The following is a 17,429-nucleotide window of genomic DNA, read 5'->3' as shown; positions in this document are numbered from 1 at the left end:
TATGATAAAAGTCAAAAAAGCAGGCTATAAGCTAGCGGCCTGCTTTTACAGTGGAATGTTTTTGATGGTGTACAATCGTTCGTTCTTTTGTGAAGAGTAAGATAACACTAAATGCAATCATAATAAAAAAGACAAGAGTAAGCACAAGGCTAATCCATCCATTATGAGTTAATACAAATCCCCCACTTGTACCAATGATACTTGCACCCAAATAGTAGAATAAAAGGTAGAGAGAAGAAGCTTGCGCTTTATTACTTACGGCATAATCACCGACTAATCGACTTGCAATGGAATGGCTTCCAAAGAAACCAAACGTTAAGATTCCAAGTGCGATGATGATGAGAATGAGCGATGAGCTTGTTGTTAAGAAGAGTCCTCCTATCATCAGCAACATACAAATTAACAGAACTTTGCGTGGTCCTACTGAATTCGCAACGGTTCCGGCATACGTGGAGCTAAATGTACCAACAAAGTAAATAAGAAATAAAAGTCCAAGTGCGGTTTGGCTAAAAAAATAAGGTGGAGCAGCTAAAAGATAGCCAATATAATTATAAATAGTGACGAAACTACCCATTAAAAGAAACGATAGCGCGTAAAGAGCCCGTAGTTCCTTTCGTTTAAAGGGGGAGAGTAAGGTTGTGAAAAAAATATTCAATGAGTACGCTTGAATTGAATGGCTTGTTTCTTTTGGCAAGTACCGCCAAAACAAGAGACTAAGAAAAATACTCAGAAGACCAATGACCAATGTTGTCACATGCCAAGAGATGATATCAGTTAATACACCTGTAAGCACCCGTCCTGTTAATCCTCCAACGGTTGTACCGCTTACATAAAGGCCCATCACAATTCCAACTTGTTTAGGTGGAAATTCTTCACTGATATAAGTCATTGCAATGCTAGGAAATCCAGCGAGCGATATGCCCATTAACGTTCTTACGATGAGGAAAAAGATAAAGGTAGGACTAACGGCTGAAAGAATACAAAGAAAAGATGACATCATTAATGAAAGAATCATGAGTCTTTTTCTTCCTAGCTTGTTTGAAACAAGCGGAGCAAAAAGTAGACTAATGGCCAAAGTAGCCGAAGTTAGTGACAAAGACAAACTGGCTGTCCCTGGATTAACCTTAAATTCCGATGAAAACACAGGGATGAGTGTTTGTGGAATATATAAAATCATAAAGCTAACAAAACTACCTGTAAACAACGCAAAAGCCGCTTTTCTAAATGATACGTGATGCAATGAATAACCCTTCCTTCTCTTTTTAACATTCACCAATATTTACCTTATAATGATTTATAGTATACCAGTAATCACCCATAAAGGCATTTGGATTTGAGATGAAAGGAAGGGATAAATTAAAAATAAAAAGAATGGTGCAAAAGTGATAAATTTGCACCATTCTTTTTGTGATTAATTCTCTACTTTTTCTTCTTCTTCAAGGGTAGCTGCACTTTCTAGTAATGAATCATCTTCTTCTACTTTTTGTGCAACAAGTTCTTCTTGTTCAATTCCTGCTTCAATTTCCTCTAGTTGTTGTTCTTCTGCTACTTCTTCTTGATTCGGCTTACGAATGCTTTTCACTTTTTCAATAACTTGGTTTGATTGAACGGATACGTATTCTTGTATACGAGACGTTCGTTGCTTCGCAGAAGAAGCAAGCTCTTGGCTCTTTTCGACAACGGATTCTTTTACTTGTGCCGTTTTTTCAAGTGCTTGACTAGATTGTTTTTGAAGATCAGCGCGAAGGTCTTTACCAGACTTTGGTGCGACTAATAGTGCGGTTGTAGCACCGAGGACACTACCAACAAGTGTACCAACTAATAATCCTTTACCTCTTACACCTTCCTTTGTTTCTTCTTTTTTCAATGGTTGATTTTGTTCAGTCATGAGTTACTCCTCCTTTTTGAATATGTAAATCGTAATGGGTCATTTCTTAACTAGTACTATTCGACTCGTTTAGAAAAAAACCTTCTTTCGAAATTGAATATTCTGAATATTTTTCGTCTTCTTTTGACGTTTTTCAAATAAATACGGTTCTTATTTTGTGGAAAAAGACAAGAATTCCACGAGAAGTGTAGAAAAATAAAAAAAGAATTTGATCGTTGTTCAACGTTGCTTCGACGGCTTTACAGATTTTCGTCATCAAAAGAAAAAAAGTGCCGAATAAAGGCACTTCGATTGGTTACGTTCGCGTGTGATCAAAAGCGGTGTCCTGCCACTTTTGAAACAAGTAATTTATAAGTGAAATCAACAGTGCAATTAAAAAGATCCCGTACGCTGGCATGCTTTTTAGTTCATATAAATTCACTTGATCTAAAAGTTTACCGAGTATCACTACTTGTAAAACATCAAGTATAATATTAGCAATAAGATAGAGCCAAAAGCTTGGGTAGGTAAAATAGAATACAATGATTGTCATGACAATAAAAAGTCCATAAACAGAAGGCGTCATATTTGTTAAGAAGAACAAGTTTTCTTTTAAAACCCACCACTCGTACCGTTCGCCTAGCTGATAAACAATTGTAATAAGAACGGTAGAAAACAAGCCGACCGGTACAAAGCGTTTGACACGCTCTGTGTTCAATGGAATGATGAGAAGCCATGGAGCAAGAAAAAGTGCCCATAAAATAAGTTGGTTCATGTAATCCTCCAATTGAGTATAATGATAACTTTATTTTGTGGATAATACATTTTGTTATCCATGTTCATGGTAATTTTTACGAAAGTTTTATATGATGGATAAAGAGGGAAGGTTAATCTTAAAGGGTTAATGATTCCCTTTTTTGTTTGGAGCATGCTGGAGGGATACATATAATGGAATCAACATATCGTACGATTTTACAAGCAAGGTCAGGAGAACTAGAGAAGCTAAAAGAAATGGCTAAAAAAGATAGCTGGCAGCCTATTTATCACATTTACCCAGAATATGGACTGATGAATGATCCAAATGGACTTGTTCACTTTAATGGCGAATATCATGTGTTCTATCAATGGTATCCATATGGACCCATTCATGGAATGAAACATTGGGCTCATGTGAAGTCACCAGACTTAGTGAACTGGGAGCGATTACCTGTCGCCATTACACCAACAGAAGAGTATGAGTCACATGGTGCTTACTCAGGTGGAGCGATTGTAAAAGAAGACAAAGCGCTTTTATTTTATACAGGAAACGTGAAGTATGAAGACGGTTCACGTTCAGCCAATCAATGTGTGGCGTTTTTAGATAAAGGTGGAATTGTTGAGAAGTATGCTGACAATCCAGCGGTTCGTGGTGTTCCGAATGGATATACAGGTCACGTTCGCGATCCCAAAGTATGGAAAGAAAACGATACATATTATATGCTGCTTGGGGCTCAGCGTGAAAATGAAACAGGTGCACTGATTGTCTATGAATCACCAGATGCATTGAGTTGGACGTTTAAAGGAGAAGTAAAAACAAAATTAAAGGATTTCGGATATATGTGGGAATGTCCTGATTATTTTAAGTTGGATGGAAAAGATATTTTTGTATTCTCACCACAGGGCATTCAGTCAGAAGGTCACAATTATCATAACATTTATAATGTCATTTATGCGGTTGGATCATTTGATTTAGATACGCTTACATTTGATGTTGACTATTATCGTGAAATTGATAAAGGCTTTGATTTTTATGCTCCTCAAACATTTGAAGATGAGCATGGTCGCCGTTTAATGTTTTCATGGATTGGAAACCCAGACGTTACGTATCCATCTGATGAGCATCAATGGGCTCATGCGCTAACATTACCTCGGGAGCTTGCATTAGACGGAAATGAGCTTATTCAAAAGCCTGTAGAGGAGCTGAAGAAGCTACGAGATGCCGCGGCGAATTTTAGAGGAAAGCTTGAAAGTGAAACAACCTACATCGATGAAGCAACAAACAATGCATATGAAATTGATATGACCTTCAAAGATATAAATGCAAATGAGTTTGGGTTAGAGCTGTTCTCAAGTAAAGAAGAATCGACTCTTTTAACGTTTGATACATTAAAGCAAGAAGTACGATTAGATCGAGAAGGCATGAAAATTCAATATGCAACCGAGTATGGAACGGTTCGTTCAGAAGCGTGGACACCTACTGAAAAGGTTGATGTACGAATCTTTGTGGATAAAAGTATAATTGAGGTCTATATAAATGGAGGACGTACAGTGTTTACTGCACGCATATTCCCACAAAAAGAATCGAAAGCAGGAATAAAACTGTTTGCTCATGGTTCCGTGGCATACGATTTGGAGTATTACGGGTTAAGACGTGGTATTGAGTAAGTTTATGTGAACTCATTCTTTCTCTCTGTTTAATAATTGAAGGGATTAATACTGAGCATAAAGCTAGCTTACGCTAAGGTGAGTAAGCTATACTGTGTAAATAATCTGCTTGAAAAGGAATGAAAGAACATGGAATTGAACTTACAAAACAAGTTAGTATTAGTCACAGGCTCAACAGGTGGAATTGGAAAAGAAGTGGCTAAAACCTTTTTACAAGAAGGGGCAACGGTCATTGTTAATGGTCGTACAGAAGAGCGTGTGTCAAAAGTAGTTGAAGAGCTTTCTTCATTCGGTACCGTGCATGGAATTGCAGCTGATTTAGCGAATGCGGAAGAAAGCAAGACGTTTGTTCAAAAAGTCGATGCTCTTGGTGAGCTTGATGTTTTAATAAATAATTTAGCGTTTTTTGAGGTGAAAGCTTTTGAAGACGTGACGGATGACGAGTGGATGGAGTATTTTCAAGTTAACGTCATGACGGCTGTTCGCTTATCTCGTCACTTTTTACCGAAAATGATTGCACGTAACAGTGGACGTGTCATCAACTTAGCAAGTGAAGCAGGTGTAAAACCTCTTCCACAAATGATTCCGTACTCTGTTACAAAAACAGCTCTTATTAGCTTATCAAGAGGACTAGCGGAATTAACAAAAGGAAAGAATGTGACAGTCAACTCCGTATTGCCAGGTCCAACGTGGACAGAAGGTGTGGAGAATTACATGGAAGGTGCAGCGAAAGCGGAAGGAAAAGACCTTGAGACGTTTACAAATGAATACTTCAAAGTAAACGAGCCAACGTCACTCATTCAGCGCTTCGCTACAGTTGAAGAAGTAGCAAGTACCATTGTCTTCCTATCATCTGATAAAGCTTCTGCCATTAACGGAGTCGCTCAACGTGTTGAGGGTGGAATTATACGTTCGCTTTAAAAGAGAGTTGAAAAGAGACAATATTACTCATATGTAACTAGTTGTTAAGCAGCCGTGTCTAGTCTATTCATTAAAGTCAATGAATAGAGTGACATGGCTGTTTATTTTTTAGGTTGAAATGTTTGACTTTTGGTATAATTGAAATAATTTTACTTTAATGGGGGATTTGGTTTGTGAAAGTTGTGTGGAGAGGGTTTTTAAGTCTGATATTTATCATTGTAGTGGCTATTTTTCCGTTACTAATTAGCGTAGAGAACAACGCAATTGTGTTCTCTCCAAACCGTGCGCTTACTGTGATTCAATCTTCGATAAGTGAACAAATGTTTCTGAAGTATGAGCTTGGTTCAGAGATGCGCTCGATTATAGGTGATGTCATTCCGTTTGGGACGAACACGTTTTTGTTACTTACATATAGTGTCCTGCTTGCATTTGCAATTAGTTTTTTATTTGGATACTTGATCAATCGCACAATCTTATCAAAAATTGTAAGAGACGTGATGAGTGGGTTATCTGTCATTCCAGATTTTGTATTTGTCTTTTTTGCCATTTTAATGGCCGTAAAGTTTTACCGAGCAACGGGCGTTCGCTTAATTAGCTTATCACCGACAAAGCCAACGTTATCGATTTGGATTCCGATGCTTACGTTAAGCATTACACCGACGATTTATTTAGTGAAAATGATTTCATTAAAATATGAAGAGCTACTAACAGAAGATTACGTTCGTACCGCTTTAGCAAAAGGGCTACCAAAGCATTATATCGATGTGCAGCATTTATACACAAACTTAAAACCTTCGTTACTAGCAGACTGTAAAAAAGTTGTTTCGCTCACAATTGGTAGCTTGTTTGTCGTGGAGTTTTTATTTAACATTAGCGGGCTGACAAAGTTTATTTTTTTAGATTATCAATTTCAAAAAGTAGCAGTAGGACTGATGGCGATTGCACTTATCGGTATTATCGTCTATCTATTGTTGCGGGTGCTCCTATCTTTGTTTGAGAAGGTGTTCATTCATGATTAAAAAGAAAAATGTCGTATTGTACATAGGACTTACGTTAACAGCTGCTTTACTTGTCATCGCCATCTTTGGGCCAGTATTGGCTCCTTATAGCTTAGAGGATAACGTAGGGATTCATACAGAAGTTGTGAATGGAGAAACAAAAATGATTGTGCCACCGATACCACCGTTTGAAGACATCAATCATTGGCTTGGAACAGATCGTTGGGGATACGATGTATGGACCATGCTGCTTTTCGGAGCGAGGTATACGATTTTTGTGGCGTTTATTGTTGCTGCCCTAAAAGTAGTGATAGGCGCGCTTATCGGCTTAATGATGGGGTTACGTAAAAAGCAACCGATCTGGTGGACGACGTTTGAAGAAATGTGGGGATATGTGCCAGGCTTCTTAGTGGTGTATTTTCTACTGTTGCCAATTACGATGAACCCGACTTTATCACCTCTAACACTCACTAGCTTATTTGTGATTGTCATGATTTTAATTGGGGTTCCGAGTGTAACATCTTCAATTCGTGAAAAAACCATTCAATTGAAGAGGGAACCGTTTATTGAAGCTTCACGCATTTTAGGTGCTTCGAAATGGGGATTGATTCGGCGTCATTTTCTTCCACATTTTCGCGTTCAATTTTTACTTTTATTCGTACTAGAGATTGTGTACACATTAACGATGATGGGACAGCTTGCCTTGTTTAATCTGTTTGTTGGAGGTACTATTTATCAACCTGATTCAAAGTTGTATATTTCGATTACGAAAGAGTGGGCAGGATTAATCGGACAAGCAAGGCCTTATTTATATTGGGGAGAAAGCTACTTGTTATTTGTGCCACTTTGCTTTTTAGTAGTAGCAATCCTTACTTTTCATTTGTTGGCCAAAGGATTACAGCTTCATTTTGATCATACATATAAAAAGACACGATGGTATTAACTAATAGCCAAGTGTAGAGTGATAAGCCTTTCCACCTAAACCTAGATAAGTAGGATAGAGTGGTTAGGCTTTTTATTATAGAAGGAACTTACTTATAGCCACAGGATTAATCGGAACTTTTGGAATGTATGGACAATCCTATCTTGTTGCGATAGGTCACGGAGCGGGAGTTAATAAGGTAGGTATCAGAATTCTAGTAGGAATAAATGGTGTTTCAATCTATGAGCATACTGTTAATCATTTGACAGCTGTTTTAGTAACTGAAAAACAATCTTGTTCCTACTTTCCAAAATCAATTGCCTCCTATTTACACAAACTACTTAAGTCATCTATTTAATTTTCTCATCAAGTAATTCCATAGACGTGGATAGCTTATTAGATGAATAGAAAAATGGGGAGATGAACTAAGTCGTTTTAAATAGTAGAACATATGATGATAAAAGAGACTACTTAGCATTATGGATTAGGAGGCTTTATATGTATGCAAAAATTGATACAGAGATGGCGCAATTTTATCAAGATAAAGTTGTGCTAGTAACTGGTGGCACTGGCTCGATTGGCCGCAAAATTGTTCGTGAGTTAGTCAACTATTCTCCAAAGAAAATCATTGTGTTCAGCAAAGACGACAGTAAACAATATTTGATGAAGCAAGCTTTTAAACAATTTCATCATATTTATTACTTAATAGGAGACATTCGTGATTATCAAAGAATTGAATATGTAACAAGAGGTGTTGATTACATCTTTCACACTGCTGCTTTAAAGCAAGTTCCGACTTGTGAAGAAAATCCTGATGAAGCGATTAAAACAAATGTACTAGGGAGTATTAACGTCATTGAAGCAGCCATTAAAAACAATGTAAAAAAAGTGATTAACATTAGTACAGATAAAGCGGTTAATCCGGTAAATACAATGGGGGCAACAAAGCTTTTAACAGAAAAGCTTTTTAAACAAGCGAACATGAAGTTAAATAACAATCAAACAAAATTTTGTTCCGTTCGCTTTGGAAATGTTATTGGCTCAAGAGGCTCGGTCATTCCTCTTCTCTATGAACAGCTAATAACGGGCAAAGCACTTACGATTACCGATATGAATATGACTCGTTTTTTTATGTCCGTAGAAGAAGCGGTGCAATTAACGGTAAAAGCTGGCTATTATACCGAAGGTGGAGAAACATATATTCTGAAAATGAAAGCTTTAAAGCTAGAAGATTTAGTGAAAGCATTAATGGAATTTGCTAAAAAGCATCAATTGAAAAAACCAAAGGTTCAAGTCATTGGAGCTCGACCTGGAGAAAAAATCTATGAAGAATTAGCGTTTGAATTTGAGCTTGCGCAAATTTATGAAACAGAGGACATGTATGTCATTTCAAACAACGAGCTTCCTAAAAATAAGTTCCGAAAAACAAGTTTGATGAATTATCGATCTGATCAGGTGAATCCAATTCAACAGCATGAAATGTTAATGATCATCGAAGAGCTTAATCAGTCATGAAGTGGGGGGTGGTTGGAACGGGTGGTCACAGTAAAGTGGTAGTAGAAGCTATTCAAACCGTTACTCCTGACGCCTCTTTTGTGTTTTTTTCACAAGTATTACCCGCACATTCTTTCTTTTCCCTTTATACAACGCTGATTGATGAAGAAGAGGTAATCAACTCATACAAGCACGAGATAGAGGCGTGGCATGTAGCAATCGGTCAGATAGATGTAAGAGAACAAAAACTAACACATTTAATTGAAGATAAACACAATACTCCTATTGTGATGCACGAAACAGCAACTGTAAGTCGTTCCTCCATAATTGAAAAAGGAACGTTTATCAATGCAGGAGCCATCGTTAATGCCTGTGCATGTATCGGGCAAGGAACCATTATTAACACAGGATCGACAATCGATCATGATTGTATCATTGGTGACTATGTGAATGTTGGACCTGGCTCTCATTTGGCAGGTGGAGTAATCATTGGACAAAAAACAGATATCGGAACGGGTGTGAGTATCAGACCTAATATTCAGGTTGGGCGTGAATGTGTAATAGGTGCAGGCTCTGTTGTTGTAAGTGATATTCCTGATTATAGCGTAGTATATGGTGTTCCTGCTAAAGTAATCAAAATTCGTTCATGATTACCCCTTTTTACTCGGAAAACAAAAAAGCGATGAAGCACGCTTACGAAAAGGATGCATATGATGAGTCAGAAGTGGGCGTTTGCCTGGTTGTCCGTATTAAGACAAACGTGTAAGGAGAATGAAAATGCAGATTCCATTATCAAAACCTGACATAACCAATTTAGAAATTCAGTATGTAACTGATGTATTAAAGTCAGGAAATTTAAGCTTAGGAGATAAAGTCAGAGCATTTGAGCAAAAATTTGAAGAGTGGTTACGTATTTCACATGCGGTGGCTATGAATAGCGGTACAAGTGCTTTGCATGTTGCCGTAAAATCATTGGGATTAAAGCCAGGAGACGAGGTCATTACATCTCCTTATAGCTTTGTTGCATCTAGCAATTGCTTGCTTTTTGAAGGAGTAAAGCCTGTTTTTGTTGATGTACATCCTGACACAACCGTTATGAATGAAGATTTAATAGAAGCTGCTATTACGGATAAAACCAAAGCTATTTTAGTCGTTCATATCTTTGGGCACCCATGTAATATGGAAAAGATCATGGATATTGCCAACAGATATCAATTAAAAGTGATTGAAGATGCATGTGAATCCATTGGTGCTACTTGGAATGGCCAATATACAGGAACATTTGGAGATATAAGTGTATTTGCTTTCTATCCCAATAAGCAAATGACTACGGGTGAAGGTGGCATGCTTGTAACGAATAACACACACATTTATGAAATGGCTAAGAGCCTTCGTAACCAAGGAAGAAGTGTCAAAAATGAATGGCTCGTTCATGAGCGTTTAGGCTATAACTATCGATTATCAGATGTGCATGCGGCTATCGGAGTGGCACAAATGGAGCGCATTCAAGACATCTTAACAAAGCGTGAGCAGGCAGCAACTCGCTATCATACCCTTATTCAAAAGCATACTGTGCCTGTAACACACTTGCAATGTCATCCAGCAGCCACCATTAGCTGGTTCGTCTATCCGATTTTATTACCAAATCAGGTGAATCGTGATGAAGTAATGGCAAAGCTTAGTGAAAAAGGTGTGCAAACAAAACCATACTTTCCATCCATTCATCTTCAATCTTTTTATCAAGATATGCTGAATACAAAGACAGGGGATTTTCCAGTGAGTGAAATGCTTGCACAACGTTCACTTGCTCTTCCATTTTTTAATAACATTACAATGGAAGAACAAACATATGTCATTGAAACACTTCTCTCCATTTTAAAGGAGCAAGGCGCATGAGTTTATCATCAATCATCCATCCAAACAATCCTACGTTCATCATTGCTGAAATCGGTGTGAATCATAATGGTTCCATGACATTGGCAAAAGAATTAATTGATGCAGCGGTCTATGCGGGTGCGGATGCAGTAAAGTTTCAAATGTTTCATACAGAAGAGCTCACAACAGCACAAGCTGATTTAGCTGACTATCAAAAAAAAACGAATGAAAATAACCAGTATGATATGTTAAAAAAGCTAGAACTGTCCGGATCTGAGTTTGCAGAATTAAAAGCTTATTGTGATCAAAAGCATATCTTATTTCTAGCGACTCCTTTTGACATTCAAAGCGTTGACTTTCTAGATCAGCTTGGAATGAGTATGTTTAAGGTTGGAAGCGGTGATTTGACGAACTTTCCATTATTAAAACGTATTGCCCAAACGAACAAACCAATGATTCTTTCCACAGGTATGTCAACCACCGATGAAATTGACCATACACTGTCTTACCTCACATCTCTTAATCCTACCATGTCAATTAGCATTCTTCATTGTACGTCAAGCTACCCTGCGCCAGAATCTCAATTAAATTTACGTGTGATTTCAGAGTATATAAAGCGATACCCACATGTGATTGGTTACTCCGATCATTCAGTTGGTATCCACGTTCCGATTGCGGCAACAGCACTAGGAGCTAAAATGATTGAAAAACATCTTACATTGGATCGGTCCTTACCGGGTCCTGATCATGCAGCATCCATTACCGCACAAGAATGCAAAAGAATGGTCGAATGCATTCGGTTAACCGAGCAAGCCCTTGGAACTAGAAAAAAAGAATTAACCGAAGATGAGAAAGCGATTAAACCGTTAGTACGAAGAGGCTTATATATGAGAGAAGATGTCGCGATTGACACGGTTTTAACGGAAAAGCATCTCATTGCACTACGTCCACTAGCTTCTATTGAAGCCAATCAACTAGAGAACGTCATTGGGAAGGTCGTAAAAACAGCTAAAAAGAAGCATGAGCCGCTTCAATGGAGCGACTTTTATGAGTAAAAAAAACATTCTTTGTATCACTGGGACGAGAGCAGATTATGGTATTTATCGACCTCTTTTACTTGAGATGGAAAAGAGCGCTGATTTTAACCTTTCCCTACTTGTGACAGGTATGCATCTGTTAAAGGAATATGGAGAAACGATTACTCATATTAAACGTGATCAGTTACACATTGTCTCCACTCCCTCTATTTTAATGAAGGGAGATGATCACCTTTCGATGGCTCAATCACTAGGGGTTGGCATTTTATCGTTTTCTCATGTGCTAGCGGCTGAAAAGCCTGATTACTTACTTGTGCTAGGAGATCGAGGTGAAATGCTTGCTGCGGCAACCGTTGCGCACTATTTGAACATTCCCATTGTTCATTTTCATGGAGGAGAAGTGAGTGGATCGGCTGATGATGCAATTCGACATGCGATCACAAAGCTTGCTCATCTCCACTTTGTATCATCGGAAAAGTCAAAGAACACCCTTCTTCGACTTGGAGAAGAGGAGTGGCGTATTCATGTGATTGGCAGTCTTCGTAAAACGGAGATTGAGCATATAAAGCGTATGGACACTTCTCAAAAGCAGGAGCTACAGAAAAAATATAACCTTCCACTAAATCAGCCGTTTTTGTTAGTAGCGTTTCATCCTGATTCACGCGATGAGTTATCACCAAAAGAACAAGTGCATCGCCTGTTACGAGCGTTAGAGCATGTTAATGAGGTTATTCTCTTTATCGGTGCGAACAGTGATGCAGGTGGAGAGTATTTCAACGACACCATCAACCAGTTTTGCAGAAAACATCATCAGCGAGCTTTCTTTTATGCATCCGTTCCACAAGAGGAGTATTTATTTTTACTGCAACAAGCAGATGCCCTTATTGGTAACTCAAGCAGTGGATTGATTGAAGCGCCCTTTTTTAACCTTCCTTATGTGTTAGTAGGAAACCGACAAAAAGGAAGAGAGAGGGGAAGTAATGTGATGGAGACACCTTATGAAGAGAAGGAAATCTATGCAGTTATTCAAAATAGAAACAGTGTAACAAAGCAGCAACACGTTAATCCGTACGATGTATTAGACTGTCCAGAAAAGCATGTACTCCATCACTTAAAACAACCCATTGATCATTGGGCATTCATTAATAAGAGAGTAGGTGAGTAAACAGCATGTATAAAGGAAAGAAAATAATCGCTCTCATCCCCGCTAGAGGTGGGAGCAAAGGCATTCCCTACAAAAATATTAAACTACTGGGAGGAAAGCCGCTTATCGCATGGACGATTGAAGTAGCCAAATCCATTCCTGAAATTGATCAAGTCGTCGTGTCAACCGATGATCTCAATATTGCGATTGTGTCGCAATACTATGGGGCCGAGGTGGTGACAAGGCCAGAGGCAATTTCTGGAGATTATGCGATGTCGATTGATGTAGTGAGACATGTGTTAGGAGCTTGTAAAGAACAAGACGAACATTATGATGTGATGCTTTATTTAGAGCCAACCTCTCCTCTTCGAACGACCGATGATATTTATAACTGTTTAGACTTACTACTTGATCAAGATAACAGTCATACATCGGTCGCGACATTTTCAGAAGCGGAATTAAATCCAGTCAGAGCTTGGCGAGTAGAAGGGACAAAACCTTATACGTTTATTGAAAACGCAAATCCGTTTTTACCACGTCAACAATTACCCAAAGCGTATCAATTGAATGGAGCTGTTTATGCATTTTATGTGGATGTTGTAACTCCCACTAGTAAAGTGTTTTTAAATCAACATACAGGCGCTGTTATTATTCCGAAGGATAGAACAATTGATATTGATGATGAGAAAGACTTTTTGCTGGCAGAACTTCTTATCGAGAGGAGACAACATCATGAAAAATAGTTTAAAAGAATTATTCTCCTTAGAAAATAAATGTGCGTTTGTTACAGGTGGGGCTGGGTATCTAGGTGAGGCGATTACAGAGGCGCTTTTAGAACAAGGTGCAAAAGTTATTATAGGTAGTAGAAACTTAAAAAAGTGTGAAGAGAAATGCAAGGAATTAGAAGCAAAGCTTAATGTCAAAGGAAAGGTTTTTGCTATAGAAATTGATGTCACGGATACTAAAAGTGTAAACGAAGCGTTTCAGAAAATTGAACAAGATTTTGGTGAACTTGATATTCTTGTAAACAATGCATGGTCTGGAAATAAAAATTCATTTGAAAGCATTTCTGAGACGGATTGGCAATATGACATTAATATGAGCTTGTCATCTGTCTTTCGGTGCGCGAAGACAGCTCTACCATTATTGCAACAAACAAAAGGTGTGATCTTAAACATAACGTCTATGTATGGACATGTCGCACCAGATTATCGCATTTACGACGGAATTGAATTTACAAATCCACCTAGTTATGGTGCAGCAAAAGCAGGGGTTATTCAATTGACAAAGTATATGGCTAGCTTTTTTTCGCCTTATGAAATTCGTGTGAATTGTTTGAGTCCAGGTCCTTTTCCACATCCAGTCACACAACAAAACGAAGCATTTATGAAGCAACTTTCAGCTAAAAATCCTTTAAATCGAATTGGTCAGCCTCATGAAATAAAAGGAGCAGTTGCTCTTTTATGCTCGGATGCGTCAAGTTATATGACAGGTCAAAATATTTGTGTAGATGGGGGCTGGGCTGTTTGGTAAAGAGATTGGGTGTAATTGGCCTTAGTCCGGAAAATGGTCATCCTTTCTCATTTTCTGCCATCATTAACGGTTATGATGATGAGCATATGAAACATGCCGGGTGGAATGTCATTTATGACTATTTACGGAAACGAGATAAGAGTGAATTTGGCATTCCGAATACGAGCGTTACACATTGTTGGACACAAGACAAAACAGTAACAGAGTCTCTAGCAAAAGCTTGCAAAATTAAGCATCCAGTTGAAGATATACATGATTTGGTTTCTGAAATAGATGGCGTATTGATTGCAAGAGATGATTACGCATCGCACTATCTACTTGCTAAGCCTTTTCTTGAAAAGGGAATCCCTGTTTTTATTGATAAGCCTTTGACATTAAATTTAAATGAACTTTCTTATTTTTTACCGTTTTTAAATAGCGGGCAGCTCATGAGTACATCTAGTTTTCGCTTTTCACATGAAGTGAAAGAAGCTAAAAAGCAACTTTTTAAAGATGAGACTCATTTATTGAGAGGCACGATTGTGAATGGGTGGGAGAAATACGGTGTTCATTTAATTGAAGGATTTGCAGCATTAACCGATTTTCAGCCACAATTTGTTGAATATGAACCTAGTTTTATGGAGGCGTATGTTATTTATCTTAAAAATGGTAGCAAAATTCAAGTTAATTGTGCTGGTAGTCAAACACCTGTCTTTATTATGGAAGCATTGAATAAAAAGCAGTATATACGCTTTGAAGTAAAAGACAATTTCTCAATGTTTAAACAAATGCTTCATTCTTTTATTGAATCCATTGATAAACAAAGACCAGTAGTCAATCCTGATGATACGACTGCCATTATGAAAACATTAATGGCAGGATTGATTGCTAAGTCTGAGGGCAGGAGAGTGTCGATTGATGAAATCATCTTACCGTAATTTATTTTCATTAAAAAATAAAACCGTCATTGTTACAGGTGCACTTGGATTTTTGGGAAGAGAGTGTGTCAAAGGACTTGCTGAACATGGAGCAAATGTTGCGATTGTAGATCTTATTGAAGAAGATGCTGTCATATTTGCTGAGGAAGTGTCACGTGTTTATAACGTAAAAACAGTAGGAGTAGCATGTGATGTATCTGTAGAAGCAGATGTTAGTAAGATGGTAGAAAAAGTGGTTGAGACATTAGGGAATGTTGATGTGCTCTTTAATAATGCTGCGTCAAAATCGAATGATCTAGATGCGTTCTTTGCTCCGTTTCAAGAATACTCTCTTGATGAGTGGAAAAAGATTATGGCTGTTAATTTAGATGGAATGTTTCTTGTGGCAAAGCATGTGAGTAAACAGATGATTCATCAGCAAACTGGAGGCTCCATCATTCAGACATCTTCAATTTATGGAATTGTAGGGCCAGATCATCGGATTTATAAGGGATCCTTGTTTTTAGATAGAGAAATAAACTCACCAGCTGTGTACTCAGCTTCAAAGGCAGGGGTAGTCGGGTTAACAACCTATTTATCTACGTATTTAGCAAAACATCGCATTAGGGTTAATACATTAACACCTGGTGGTATCCAAACAGGTCAAAATCAACAATTTATTGATAATTATTCAAACCGAGTTCCTCTTGGACGCATGGCAAATATTAATGAAGTAGTAGGTGCTGTTATTTTTATGGCATCTGAAGCATCAAGTTACATGACTGGACAGAATATGATCATTGATGGAGGATTAACAGCTTGGTAAGCTAGAAAGGAAGAGAGACATGTACGGTGAATTAGAAGTCAATGATCATCATCTTATTAAATATGCACTTTTGTGTGATTTTTTTCAGTACTTCTCTTCAATTACAGTCTATGGATTACCACTAGCTCAATGTTTAGTTAGTCAATTTTTAGTCAATATCCAGTCGTTTGTAGATAGCCACTTAAACGACGAGTTATATGTTCAATCACTTCGACGTAAATATCCGTTTCAAACGATGGGTGATATTAATAAAAAATTGTTGACCTTTGAGCAAATTCCATCTGAACGAATGATTAAGAGAGAAAAATCCATTTTATTATGCGACAGTTATTATGCATTTGCCGTCGATCAGTTAAAGGAGTACGAGGTTACGTTATACCGAGTACGGCGTCAAGAACGAGAGGAAGCTCTTCCAAGAGGATTCACCTATGTTCAATTTCGTGATGAACTTTTGCAAATTAATCAACAAGTAAGAGCGCAACAAGCAAGCCTTAAAGTCAGAGTTGAGCTAGTATGTAAGCGTGTTAAGACCCACCCATATTTAGGGACAAATAATTTTAAACGATGGATTGTGCAAGCATTACCTAAAATTACAAAATGGGTTTATATGCTCGATCAACTTCTCTTAAAAGTAAGGCCTTCAATCATCATTGATCCAGTAGAAGCTAGTATTTATGGAAGTATCTTGGGCTTATTGTCAAAAAAATATACTATTCCATTTGTAAATATGCCTGTTGTAGCGATAGGTGATCGTTCTCTTATACCAACACGAGCTTCTCATTACTTTGTATGGGGAAAGGCACAGAAAAAATGGCTTATAGAAAGAGAAATCTCAGCAAATAAAATCATTGAAACCGGAAATATTCGTTTTTATTATCGAGACCTTCCTACAACTTTAAAACCCTATATGTATAGAAAAATAGGTGTTTCATCAGCTCACTATGTAATCGGCTTTACTACTCAACCGTTTGTCAATACCAATCACATTGTTGAAAGATGGATTGCTGCTATTCCTTCTCATTTGCCTATTACTATCGTTTTGAAAAAGCATCCAAATGATACTTATGAATATTCATTGTTAAAGAACAAAGAGCAAGTAAAAATTTTAGGTAATGAGATTGACATTTTAGAACTTCTTTATCATATAGATGCACTCATGACGATTTCTTCAACGACGGGATTTGAAGCTGCGCTTTTTGGGAAGCCACTTTTTATTTTACAGCCTCCTATTCCTTATCATTACGTATTGAATAGTAATGAAAGTAACTCGTTTTTTGCAAATGTTAACGCGGGGGCTGTTATATCTAATCGACAACAATTTATACAAGAGTTAGAGAAAGTGATAAGTGATGAAACATATGTAGAAGAGCTTAAGCAAAAGTCGTCGAAATTAATTACAGAAACGATTCATAATCTAGAACAGGCGCCTTTATTAGTCAAAAGCAACATTGAACACATTTTGAAAAGAGGTTTATAGATTGATAGTTGACGA

General features: G+C 37.6%; 17 protein-coding genes. 14 read left to right on the top strand and 3 right to left on the bottom strand.

Translation table 11 applies throughout. The features are described from left to right. Window positions 1-31: 31 nt before the first annotated feature. The 3 genes from JOC83_RS09290 to JOC83_RS09280 form a co-directional block, all read right to left on the bottom strand. Window positions 32-1,240, bottom strand: a complete 1,209-nt coding sequence (locus JOC83_RS09290) for an MFS transporter (RefSeq protein ID WP_205186496.1) — start codon at window positions 1,238-1,240, stop codon at window positions 32-34. Window positions 1,241-1,411: 171 nt separating this feature from the next. Then, on the bottom strand, window positions 1,412-1,888 hold the full coding sequence (locus JOC83_RS09285) for a YtxH domain-containing protein (protein ID WP_205186494.1): 477 nt from the start codon (window positions 1,886-1,888) through the stop codon (window positions 1,412-1,414). Window positions 1,889-2,183: 295 nt separating this feature from the next. After that, window positions 2,184-2,642 carry a hypothetical protein gene (locus tag JOC83_RS09280; protein WP_205186492.1) on the bottom strand — a complete coding sequence of 153 codons (459 nt, stop codon included), beginning with the start codon at window positions 2,640-2,642 and terminating at the stop codon, window positions 2,184-2,186. A 173-nt stretch (window positions 2,643-2,815) separates the two neighbouring features. On the opposite strand from JOC83_RS09280, the gene JOC83_RS09275 reads away from it, so the two are divergent. From JOC83_RS09275 to JOC83_RS09210, 14 genes are all read left to right on the top strand, one after another. Further along, window positions 2,816-4,291: a glycoside hydrolase family 32 protein gene (locus tag JOC83_RS09275; protein WP_205186490.1), complete on the top strand. Its 1,476-nt coding sequence runs from the start codon at window positions 2,816-2,818 to the stop codon at window positions 4,289-4,291. 129 nt (window positions 4,292-4,420) lie between these two features. After that, window positions 4,421-5,212 carry an SDR family NAD(P)-dependent oxidoreductase gene (locus JOC83_RS09270; protein ID WP_205186488.1) on the top strand — a complete coding sequence of 264 codons (792 nt, stop codon included), beginning with the start codon at window positions 4,421-4,423 and terminating at the stop codon, window positions 5,210-5,212. A 173-nt stretch (window positions 5,213-5,385) separates the two neighbouring features. Next, a complete protein-coding gene (locus JOC83_RS19990; RefSeq protein WP_205186486.1) occupies window positions 5,386-6,231 on the top strand; it encodes an ABC transporter permease subunit in 846 nt (281 codons plus the stop codon). Next, the gene (locus JOC83_RS09260) at window positions 6,224-7,153 is read left to right on the top strand and encodes an ABC transporter permease (protein ID WP_205186484.1); all 930 of its coding nucleotides are present in this window, start codon (window positions 6,224-6,226) and stop codon (window positions 7,151-7,153) included. Before JOC83_RS19990 ends, JOC83_RS09260 begins: the two co-directional genes overlap by 8 nt. Window positions 7,154-7,630: 477 nt before the next feature. Beyond that, window positions 7,631-8,647: an SDR family NAD(P)-dependent oxidoreductase gene (locus tag JOC83_RS09255; protein ID WP_205186482.1), complete on the top strand. Its 1,017-nt coding sequence runs from the start codon at window positions 7,631-7,633 to the stop codon at window positions 8,645-8,647. Further along, complete coding sequence (locus tag JOC83_RS09250; RefSeq protein WP_205186480.1) at window positions 8,644-9,276, top strand: acetyltransferase; 633 nt, start codon at window positions 8,644-8,646, stop codon at window positions 9,274-9,276. Before JOC83_RS09255 ends, JOC83_RS09250 begins: the two co-directional genes overlap by 4 nt. 127 nt (window positions 9,277-9,403) lie before the next feature. After that, the gene (locus JOC83_RS09245; protein WP_205186477.1) at window positions 9,404-10,522 is read left to right on the top strand and encodes a DegT/DnrJ/EryC1/StrS family aminotransferase; all 1,119 of its coding nucleotides are present in this window, start codon (window positions 9,404-9,406) and stop codon (window positions 10,520-10,522) included. Continuing rightward, a complete protein-coding gene (neuB, locus tag JOC83_RS09240) occupies window positions 10,519-11,556 on the top strand; it encodes an N-acetylneuraminate synthase (protein ID WP_205186475.1) in 1,038 nt (345 codons plus the stop codon). The genes JOC83_RS09245 and neuB overlap by 4 nt, the downstream gene beginning before the upstream one ends. Beyond that, window positions 11,549-12,703: a UDP-N-acetylglucosamine 2-epimerase gene (gene neuC / locus JOC83_RS09235; protein WP_205186473.1), complete on the top strand. Its 1,155-nt coding sequence runs from the start codon at window positions 11,549-11,551 to the stop codon at window positions 12,701-12,703. Before neuB ends, neuC begins: the two co-directional genes overlap by 8 nt. Before the next feature lie 5 nt (window positions 12,704-12,708). Next, the gene (locus tag JOC83_RS09230; RefSeq protein ID WP_205186471.1) at window positions 12,709-13,425 is read left to right on the top strand and encodes an acylneuraminate cytidylyltransferase family protein; all 717 of its coding nucleotides are present in this window, start codon (window positions 12,709-12,711) and stop codon (window positions 13,423-13,425) included. Continuing rightward, window positions 13,415-14,215 (top strand): SDR family oxidoreductase, encoded by an 801-nt coding sequence (locus JOC83_RS09225; RefSeq protein ID WP_205186469.1) that lies wholly within the window; start codon window positions 13,415-13,417, stop codon window positions 14,213-14,215. The genes JOC83_RS09230 and JOC83_RS09225 overlap by 11 nt, the downstream gene beginning before the upstream one ends. Further along, on the top strand, window positions 14,209-15,132 hold the full coding sequence (locus JOC83_RS09220) for a Gfo/Idh/MocA family oxidoreductase (RefSeq protein ID WP_205186466.1): 924 nt from the start codon (window positions 14,209-14,211) through the stop codon (window positions 15,130-15,132). The genes JOC83_RS09225 and JOC83_RS09220 overlap by 7 nt, the downstream gene beginning before the upstream one ends. Further along, entirely contained in the window at window positions 15,113-15,937 is an 825-nt protein-coding gene (locus tag JOC83_RS09215) for an SDR family oxidoreductase (protein ID WP_205186464.1), read from the top strand. Before JOC83_RS09220 ends, JOC83_RS09215 begins: the two co-directional genes overlap by 20 nt. Window positions 15,938-15,956: 19 nt before the next feature. Continuing rightward, a complete protein-coding gene (locus JOC83_RS09210; RefSeq protein ID WP_205186462.1) occupies window positions 15,957-17,414 on the top strand; it encodes a capsular polysaccharide export protein, LipB/KpsS family in 1,458 nt (485 codons plus the stop codon). Window positions 17,415-17,429 lie beyond the last annotated feature (15 nt).

The sequence above is a fragment of the Priestia iocasae genome (assembly GCF_016909075.1).
Lineage (GTDB): Bacteria > Bacillota > Bacilli > Bacillales > Bacillaceae_H > Priestia > Priestia iocasae.
Note: the sequence above shows the minus strand (reverse complement) of the source record. Positions and strands in the feature narration are given on the sequence as shown.